This window comes from Thiocapsa sp., from assembly GCF_035467215.1.
Classification (GTDB): domain Bacteria; phylum Pseudomonadota; class Gammaproteobacteria; order Chromatiales; family Chromatiaceae; genus Thiocapsa.
The window spans coordinates 1-7,732 of record NZ_DATITZ010000328.1 but is presented as its reverse complement, the minus strand read 5'-3'; the positions used below and the strand labels follow the sequence as shown (position 1 = coordinate 7,732).

Here is a 7,732-nt window from a genome sequence, read left to right as displayed (position 1 = left end):
AGAAGGCGGGTAGCTGGCGGCTGGCGGCTGGCGGCTGGCGGCTGGCGGCTGGCGGCTGGCGGCTGGCGGCTGGCCTTGAGACCCGACCGTCACACCAACGTTCCTCCTTGCTCGACGAGAACCCCCTTATCCAAATGCAGGATCCGTTGCGCAAACTCGGCCGCCTTCGGGTCGTGGGTCACCATGATCATGGTCTTGCCGTACTCGCGGTTGAGCCGCTGCAGAAGGGTCAACACCTCCTCGGCCGAGTGGCGGTCGAGATCGCCCGTGGGCTCGTCGCAGACCAAAAGCGTCGGATCGGAGACGATCGCTCGTGCAATGGCGACGCGCTGCTGTTGGCCGCCCGAGAGCTCGTTGGGCTTGTGCGACGCGCGGTCGGCGAGTCCGACCAGATCGAGCGCGATCGACGCGTTGCGTCGACGCCGTGCCGCGGACAGCCGCGTCAGCAGCAGCGGAAGCTCCACGTTCTTCTGCGCCGAAAGGGCCGGCAGGAGATTGTAGAACTGGAAGACGAAGCCGACGTTGGCCGCCCGCCAGCGTGCTAGCTCGGTCGACGACATGCGGTCGATCCGATGTCCGGCGACACTCAAAGCGCCTTCGGTCGGTAGGTCCAGCCCTGCAATCATGTTGAGCAATGTGCTCTTGCCCGATCCGGACGGCCCCATCAAGGCGAGAAAATCGCCTTCGGGGATATCCAGGTCGACATGATGCAGGACCTCGATGCGTTGCCGGCCGCGCTCGTAGACCTTGCTGACGGCGCGGATGACGACCAGGGGTTCGGGGCCGCCGGACTCGGGGCTCGGAAAGGTATCGGACATGGGTTCGGGCCGGCGATTCAATCCGGTCTGTTCGGCGTCACGGCGTCTCAACCTCGCCTCGCGGCGATACCCGCATGCCGTCGGCCAACGCGAGCGGCGGATCACGCACGACGCGCTCGCCCGCGGCGAGTCCCTGCTCGACGAGGCGTCGATCGCCGATCTCATCGCCGGCGGTCACCTGCCGCTCGCGGACATGATCGCCGTCCAGGACGAAGACGATACTGCCGTCGCCATGCTCCCGGATCGCGCTCGCGGGGATCAACACCCCGGCGGTCGTACCGTCCGAAACCCGGGTGTCGTCCTGAAGAAAGGACACCCGCACGCCCATCTCCGGGATGAGGCGCGGGTCTTTCGCATCGATCCGAATGCGCACCCGCACCGTCGCCTTGCTGCGGTCCGCCGTGGGGATGATCGCGATCACCGATGCCGGGATCGTCCAATCCGGGTAGGCGTCGAGCACCGCCTGAACGGGTTGATCGGGTCTGACACGATTGATGAATGCCTCGTTGACGTCGACCTCGATCTCGAGCGAACCCATATCGACGACGGTCCCGATCCCGGTGCGGGTGAAGCCGCCGCCGGCCGACATCGGCGAGACGATCTCGCCGGGCTGGGCCGCTTTCGCGACGATTACGCCGGCGAAGGGGGCGCGCACGACCGTGTTGTCGTAGGCGACCAGCGCGACCTGGACCTCGGCCTCGGACACCCGGACCTGACTGCGCTGAGCCTCGAGCTGGGCCGAGAGGGTCTCGACCTGTGTCGCGGCGGTTTCGAGCGCCTCCTCCGAGGCCAACTGACGCGAGCGCAGCTCGGTCTGGCGTTTGAGCCCTCGCCGGTTCTGCTCCAGTTGAACCTGGATCTCGCCGAGCCGCGCCTGCGCCGCGGCCAGACGCGCACGCGCGAGATCGAGCTGCGCCTTCGCGTCCGTGTCGTCGAGACGAGCAAGCAGCTGATCCGCCTCGACCTGCACGCCTTCCTCGATCAACACCTCGGCCAGCTTGCCCGAGATCTTGCTCGACACCGTCGCCTGACGTCGGGCGATCACATAACCGGTCGCGTCCAGGACGGCCGTCGGACCCGCGGCCGGTGCTTGCGCGATCGAGACATCGACCGGGATCGGGCCTTCGGAGACAGCATAGTAAGTGCCGCCGCCGAGGGCGCCGACGACGAGGATTGCGAGAACGAGCCGAAGCCCGCGGTGACCGCTGCCGTCACGGTCGGCGCGGTCGATACGAAGCTCTTTGAGGGAATCTTGCTCCGACATGAGTCTGTCCGAAGAGGGATGGTGCCCGGGGCGGGACTCGAACCCGCATGACCGAAGTCGAGGGATTTTAAGTCCCTTGCGTCTACCAGTTTCGCCACCCGGGCGCGGCGTCAGGCTTTCGGATGTCGGCTGAGTCCGCTCATCGGAGCGTCATTCGATCCTCGCTGCGGCAAGACGCGACACTATCGGAGCAGACGATCGAGGAAGAGTTCCGGGAAGAGCTCCCGCGGGGGTTGATGATGGAGGCTGAGCCCGGAATCGAACCGGGGTGCACGGCTTTGCAGGCCGCTGCATGACCACTCTGCCACTCAGCCCCAGCCGGAAAGTATAGTCGCGCTGCGCGCGCTTGTCACGGGATTGAGGCGGCGAAAAAATGCCTGCGCAAGTCGGCCGATGACGACGACAAGGAATTTTGCGTTGCGTCGAATCGCCGAAACATGTTAGCTTTCCGCTTCTTTCTACCCCGAAGCACGACCTCCGAATTCTAGGGATTCCGCCATGTCCAAGGTATGCCAGGTCACCGGTAAGCGCCCGATTACCGGCAATAACGTCTCGCACGCGAACAACAGAACGAAGCGGCGTTTTCTGCCCAATCTCCACGACCATCGTTTTTGGGTCGAGAGCGAGAAGCGCTGGGTCAAGCTGCGGGTTTCCACGAAGGGCATGCGCATCATCGACAAGCGCGGTATCGACATCGTGCTCGGCGAGATCCGTGCACGCGGCGATAAGGTCTAACCGGAGGGCACACCATGGCCAAGGCAGCACGCGATAAGATCCGGCTCAATTCCAGCGCCGGCACCGGTCATTTCTATACGACCACCAAGAACAAGCGCAATCAGCCCGGCAAGATGGAGATCAAGAAGTTCGATCCCGTCGTCCGGCAGCACGTGATGTATAAGGAAGGCAAGATCAAGTAGCGCTTTCCATCGCCGCGGAGCCTTCGACTCTTACCGAGTCGCGGCGCTTGTGACGGCACTTTAGAACAAGCCCGCGCAAGCGGGTTTTTTTTGGCGCCGGCTTCTACGTGGAAGGCGTGCCGAGGGATTCGAACGGGAAACTCACGGCACGGAGCGCCGGAGAAGGATTGACACCGCCGGAGCGGTGTCACGAGAACGTTTGCCCGGCTTGGCTCAAGCCGATGCCGCACCGATGCGGGTCGCTTCCGGCACCTCGACCAGCTTGCCGGTACGCACGTCGTAGATGTAGCCGTAGATCGGGATGTCGCCCGGAACAAGCGGGTGCCGACGGATCCGCTGAACATCCTCGACGACGCTTTGTGCGTTGTTCTTGATGGTCAGCCAGTCGACGTAGTTCCCTTCGGACGACCCCGGCCCCTCGCCACTGTCGTGCCAGCCGGAGGCATCCACACTGGCGGTTTTCAGGCTACTGGCGAGAAGACCGCGCATAATCTCGTCGGTGAAGGTCTCCATGCCGCAATCGGTGTGATGGACGACGAACCACTCTCGGGTCCCGAGCAGTTTGTAGGAGATGACCAGCGATCGGATCACATCGTCGCTGGTACGGCCGCCGGCGTTGCGGATGACATGCGCGTCGCCCTCGGCGAGCCCGGCGTATTTGGCCGGGTCGAGGCGCGCGTCCATGCAGGTCAAGATGGCGAAGTGCCGCCCCGGAGGCATCGGTAAGTCGCCCTTGTCGAAATCCGCCGCGTACGCGGCGTTGGCGTTCAAGACCTCTTCGAGTGTCTGGCTCATGGTGATCCTCGTCTGGTGAGTGCGCCTGTTCTCGAGGGCGATGCGTCGGCGCTCGGTCGATATCCTCGCCCTTCGTCGACATGGGGCGATGGGGTCGGTTTTTCGACGGTCGGCCGGGCGGGTCTCGGTCAGATGAGGTTACGCGGCGCGCCCCCGGGGCGGATTCGGATCCACGGCGAAGCACAGTAGGCTCATTAAACCCATGACCTGTCGATGCATTCGGTGATGAAACGCATCCTGCTGTTGCTCCTCGCCCTTGTTCTGGGCAACGGCTTCTATCACGTGTACAAAGCCCTGCCGCCCGGGATCAGCATTGCGGCACCGCTGCGTCCGGTGCATGGCGTGGAGTTTCTCGCCGATCACACCTGGGTGGATGCCGAGGGCGAACGGCACACGCGACAGATCATCTTCGATCGCGTCTTCGAGCTGATCCAGGGTGCAAACAGGCTGCTCGTGCTGGATATGTTTCTGTTCAACGCCATGCAGGAAACCATCACGGAGACCCATCGGCCACTGTCTCGGGAGCTGACGGAGAACCTGCTGCAGCGCATGCGCGACCGTCCGGGGCTTGTGACGGTCATCATCACCGACCCCTTCAACAACCTTTACGGGGGCGTCGCGGCACCACACCTGGAGGCGCTCGAGGCGGCGGGTGCGCATCTGGTCTATACCGATCTCGACCGACTGCGCGATCCAAACCCGGCCTGGTCGGCGGCGTGGCGTCTCTGCTGCAGCTGGCTCGGCAACAGTACCCGTGGCTGGCTGCCCAATCCGGTGGGCGAAGAGGCGGTCACGCTGCGGACCTATCTGTCCTTGCTCAACCTCAAGGCCAATCACCGCAAGACGATCGTGGCCGATGAAGGCGACGACTGGGTGGCACTGGTGACGTCGGCCAATCCACACGATGCGAGCAGCACCCATGTGAACACGGCTGTGGCGTTTCGCGGCCAAGCGGCACTGGATCTCCTGGACACCGAAACCGCGGTGATCCGCTTTTCCGCCGGGAAGGTGCCCTTTGAAATCCCGGCCGTTCAGCACCCGGCGGCGCCGAGTCGACTGCAGGCGCGGATCATCACCGAAAGCCGAATCCGGGAAGCGGCACTCGAGACGATCCGCAGCGCGGCTCGCGGGGATCGGCTCGATATCGCCATGTTCTATTTCTCTCACGAGGGGCTGATCCGAGCCGTCGAGGACGCCGCGGGTCGAGGCGTCGATGTCCGAATCCTGCTCGACCCCAACCGGGATGCGTTCGGCCGAGAAAAGAGCGGTATCCCCAATCGCCAGACCGGGCGGCGCTTGCACGATGCCGGAATCCCGGTGCGCTGGTGTCATACCACCGGGGAGCAGTGCCACGCCAAGCAGCTTGTTCTCGAACGCGCCGATGGCCAAGCCGTCCTGATCACAGGATCGTCGAATTACACGCGACGGAATCTGGACGACTTCAACCTGGAGACGAATGTCCTTGTCGTGGGTCCGGCGAATGATCCATTCCTGAACGCCGCCCTGACCTGGTTCGAGCAACGCTGGCGCAACGAGCCGGATTGGCGGGTTTCCGATCCTTACGACACCTGGGAGGATCGCTCGGCGGTGCGGTCTCTTCAGGCATGGGTCGGAGAGCATCTCGGCTGGTCCAGTTTCTAGCGGCTGGTCGCGGGCTCACAATGCTCATGGACCGCCGCTGCGGTATAAAGCCATTTCGGTTCACCTTTGAGGATCCTTACCCATGCCGCTCGATCGAATCCCACACCGGCCCTCATGGCCGATCGCCTTGTTCTCCTGCCTGATGCTCGCCCTCGCCTTCCCGGCCCTGGCGGACCGCGGCCCCGACCTGCCGGACTACCCTGCGGAGCAGGTCGCACCCGGTCTCTATGTGATCCACGGACCGGTGGACTATCCTACCCCCGAGAACCAGGGGTTCATGAACAACCCGGCCTTCCTGGTCACGGAGACCGGCGTGATCGTCGTGGATCCGGGGTCGAGCGTCCAGACCGGGGAGATGGTCCTGCGTCAGATCCGCAAGGTGACCGACAAGCCGCTGCTGGCCGTGCTGAACACGCATGTCCACGGGGACCATTGGCTAGGCAATCAGGCGATGCTGGCCGTGGCCCCGCAGGTGCCGATCTACGGGCATCCCGAGATGCTGAAGCTGGTCGCCGAAGGGGCCGGCGAGGAGTGGGTCCAACGCATGCTGAGCGCGACCGAAGGCGCCACCGAAGGGACGGTCGCGGAGGGTCCGACACACGCGCTCGAGGGTGGCGAGACCTTGTCGATCGGAGGGCTCACCTTCAAGACCCATTACTATCCCCATGTCCACAGCACCTCCGATCTGATGTTCGAGATCCCGGAGCTGGACGCTCTGTTCCTGGGCGACAACGCCTGCAACGGACGCATCGTGCGTATGGACGACGGCTCTTTCATCGGCAGCATCAACGCGCTGGACGGGGTTAAAGCCGCAGTGACGGCGAGCGTGCTGATTCCGGGGCACGGCCGAACCGGTGGATGGGAGATCGTCGATGACTACCGCGCCTACCTGACCGGGGTCTACGACGGGGTCGCCACCTTGTACGAGAGCGGCGGAAGCGACTTCGAGATGCGTCCGATCATCGCCGAGCAGCTTGCCCGATTCAAAGACTGGCCGGGCTTCGAGGAGGAACTGGGCAAGCACGTCTCGCTCGCCTATCTGGAGGTCGAAGCGGACGCCTTCTGAGCGGATCGGGTTTGCGATGGCGTCGCCGAGGTCGACCGATGCGAGCACTGCACACCAAGCTCCTGCGCGATCTCTTCGACCTCAAGGGACAGGTCGCTGCGATCGCGGTGGTGATCGCCGCGGGCGTGATGGTGCTGATCCTGTCCGTGACCACGCTCGACGCGCTGCGGCTGTCGCAGGCCCGGTTCTACGACGGTCATCATTTCGCCCATGTCTTCGCGACCCTCAAGCGCGCCCCGGAGGGTCTGGCGGCGCGTCTACGCGAGATCCCCGGCGTCAATCAGGTCGAGACGCGGGTTCAGGCACCGGTGCGCCTGGAGGTTGCGGGTTTCGACGAGCCGGTCCGCGGTCTGCTCCTCTCGATCCCGGACGGTCGTCAGCCGTATCTGAATCGGCTGCACCTGCGCGAGGGCGCACTGCCCGAGCCTGACCGCTCCGATCAGGCGGTGCTGAGCGAGCCCTTCGCCGAGGCGCAGGGTCTGCGGGCGGGCGATCGGTTGAAAGCGATCATCAACGGCCGCCTCCAAACCCTGACTGTCAGCGGTGTCGCCCTGTCGCCCGAGTTCGTCTATCAGGTGGGACCGGCGGACATCTTGCCGGACTACAAACGCTTTGCAGTCCTCTGGATAAACCGCCGAGCACTGGCCCATGCGATGGATATGGACGGGGCCTTCAACAGTGTCCTGCTCTCGCTCCAGGCCGGGGCCGACGAGGCGACCGTCATCGAGGCGCTGGACCTGACTCTGGCCCGCTACGGCGGGATCGGCGCCATGGGCCGCGAGGACCAGGTGTCGCATCGCTTCCTCTCGGAGGAGCTCGACCAGCTCCGCGTGATGGCCATCGTGCTTCCCGCCATCTTCCTCTCGGTCGCGGCCTTCCTGTTGAATCTGCTGATGGGGCGGATCATCCAGACCCAACGCGGACAGATCGCGATCCTCAAGGCATTCGGCTACGCCAACCGGGACATCGCCGCGCATTACGGCATGCTGACCGGACTCATCGTGATCGTGGGATCGCTGCTCGGAATCGCCCTCGGCGCTTGGGCGGCCGACGGGATGGCCGGCGTCTACGCCGAATACTATCGTTTCCCGGAGACGAGCTTCCGCCTCGAGCCTCGGATCCTTGCTCTGGCCCTGATGGTGTCCGCGTGTGCGGCCGCGTTGGGCACGTTCCGCGCCGTGGGCCGTGCGGTCGCAATGCCGCCCGCGGAGGCGATGCGCCCGCCCGCACC

Annotated in this window: 8 protein-coding genes and 2 tRNA genes; 5 read left to right on the top strand and 5 right to left on the bottom strand. The window is 64.6% G+C overall.

Translation table 11 applies throughout. The features are described 5' to 3' along the window. Window positions 1–89: 89 nt before the first annotated feature. The 4 genes from VLR48_RS17625 to VLR48_RS17610 form a co-directional block, all read right to left on the bottom strand. Entirely contained in the window at window positions 90–818 is a 729-nt protein-coding gene (locus VLR48_RS17625) for an ABC transporter ATP-binding protein (RefSeq protein ID WP_325293043.1), read from the bottom strand. A gap of 37 nt (window positions 819–855) precedes the next feature. After that, window positions 856–2,082 carry an efflux RND transporter periplasmic adaptor subunit gene (locus VLR48_RS17620; protein WP_325293042.1) on the bottom strand — a complete coding sequence of 409 codons (1,227 nt, stop codon included), beginning with the start codon at window positions 2,080–2,082 and terminating at the stop codon, window positions 856–858. A gap of 19 nt (window positions 2,083–2,101) precedes the next feature. Beyond that, a tRNA-Leu gene (locus tag VLR48_RS17615) sits at window positions 2,102–2,186 on the bottom strand. Window positions 2,187–2,322: 136 nt separating this feature from the next. Next, window positions 2,323–2,396 (bottom strand) — tRNA-Cys (locus VLR48_RS17610). A 184-nt stretch (window positions 2,397–2,580) separates the two neighbouring features. Here VLR48_RS17610 and rpmB point away from each other — a divergent pair. Both rpmB and rpmG read left to right on the top strand, forming a co-directional pair. Continuing rightward, the gene (gene rpmB, locus VLR48_RS17605) at window positions 2,581–2,817 is read left to right on the top strand and encodes a 50S ribosomal protein L28 (RefSeq protein ID WP_093034502.1); all 237 of its coding nucleotides are present in this window, start codon (window positions 2,581–2,583) and stop codon (window positions 2,815–2,817) included. 14 nt (window positions 2,818–2,831) lie between these two features. Beyond that, window positions 2,832–2,999: a 50S ribosomal protein L33 gene (gene rpmG / locus VLR48_RS17600; protein WP_093034499.1), complete on the top strand. Its 168-nt coding sequence runs from the start codon at window positions 2,832–2,834 to the stop codon at window positions 2,997–2,999. 213 nt (window positions 3,000–3,212) lie between these two features. Here rpmG and VLR48_RS17595 read toward each other — a convergent pair whose 3' ends face one another. Then, window positions 3,213–3,794: a carbonic anhydrase gene (locus tag VLR48_RS17595; RefSeq protein ID WP_325293041.1), complete on the bottom strand. Its 582-nt coding sequence runs from the start codon at window positions 3,792–3,794 to the stop codon at window positions 3,213–3,215. Between the two features lie 225 nt (window positions 3,795–4,019). On the opposite strand from VLR48_RS17595, the gene VLR48_RS17590 reads away from it, so the two are divergent. The 3 genes from VLR48_RS17590 to VLR48_RS17580 all read left to right on the top strand — a co-directional run. Further along, entirely contained in the window at window positions 4,020–5,435 is a 1,416-nt protein-coding gene (locus VLR48_RS17590; RefSeq protein ID WP_325293040.1) for a phospholipase D-like domain-containing protein, read from the top strand. Window positions 5,436–5,517: 82 nt separating this feature from the next. Further along, entirely contained in the window at window positions 5,518–6,501 is a 984-nt protein-coding gene (locus VLR48_RS17585) for an MBL fold metallo-hydrolase (RefSeq protein WP_325293039.1), read from the top strand. Window positions 6,502–6,539: 38 nt separating this feature from the next. Next, window positions 6,540–7,732: ABC transporter permease (locus VLR48_RS17580; protein ID WP_325293038.1), on the top strand; the 1,193-nt coding region annotated here is incomplete at its 3' end.

Bases quoted from the DNA above. Each gene is read 5' to 3' on its own strand.
- VLR48_RS17625 (WP_325293043.1), bottom strand. From the start codon at position 818: ATGTCCGATACCTTTCCGAGCCCCGAGTCCGGCGGCCCCGAACCCCTG.
- VLR48_RS17620 (WP_325293042.1), bottom strand. From the start codon at position 2,082: ATGTCGGAGCAAGATTCCCTCAAAGAGCTTCGTATCGACCGCGCCGAC.
- rpmB (WP_093034502.1), top strand. From the start codon at position 2,581: ATGTCCAAGGTATGCCAGGTCACCGGTAAGCGCCCGATTACCGGCAAT.
- rpmG (WP_093034499.1), top strand. From the start codon at position 2,832: ATGGCCAAGGCAGCACGCGATAAGATCCGGCTCAATTCCAGCGCCGGC.
- VLR48_RS17595 (WP_325293041.1), bottom strand. From the start codon at position 3,794: ATGAGCCAGACACTCGAAGAGGTCTTGAACGCCAACGCCGCGTACGCG.
- VLR48_RS17590 (WP_325293040.1), top strand. From the start codon at position 4,020: ATGAAACGCATCCTGCTGTTGCTCCTCGCCCTTGTTCTGGGCAACGGC.
- VLR48_RS17585 (WP_325293039.1), top strand. From the start codon at position 5,518: ATGCCGCTCGATCGAATCCCACACCGGCCCTCATGGCCGATCGCCTTG.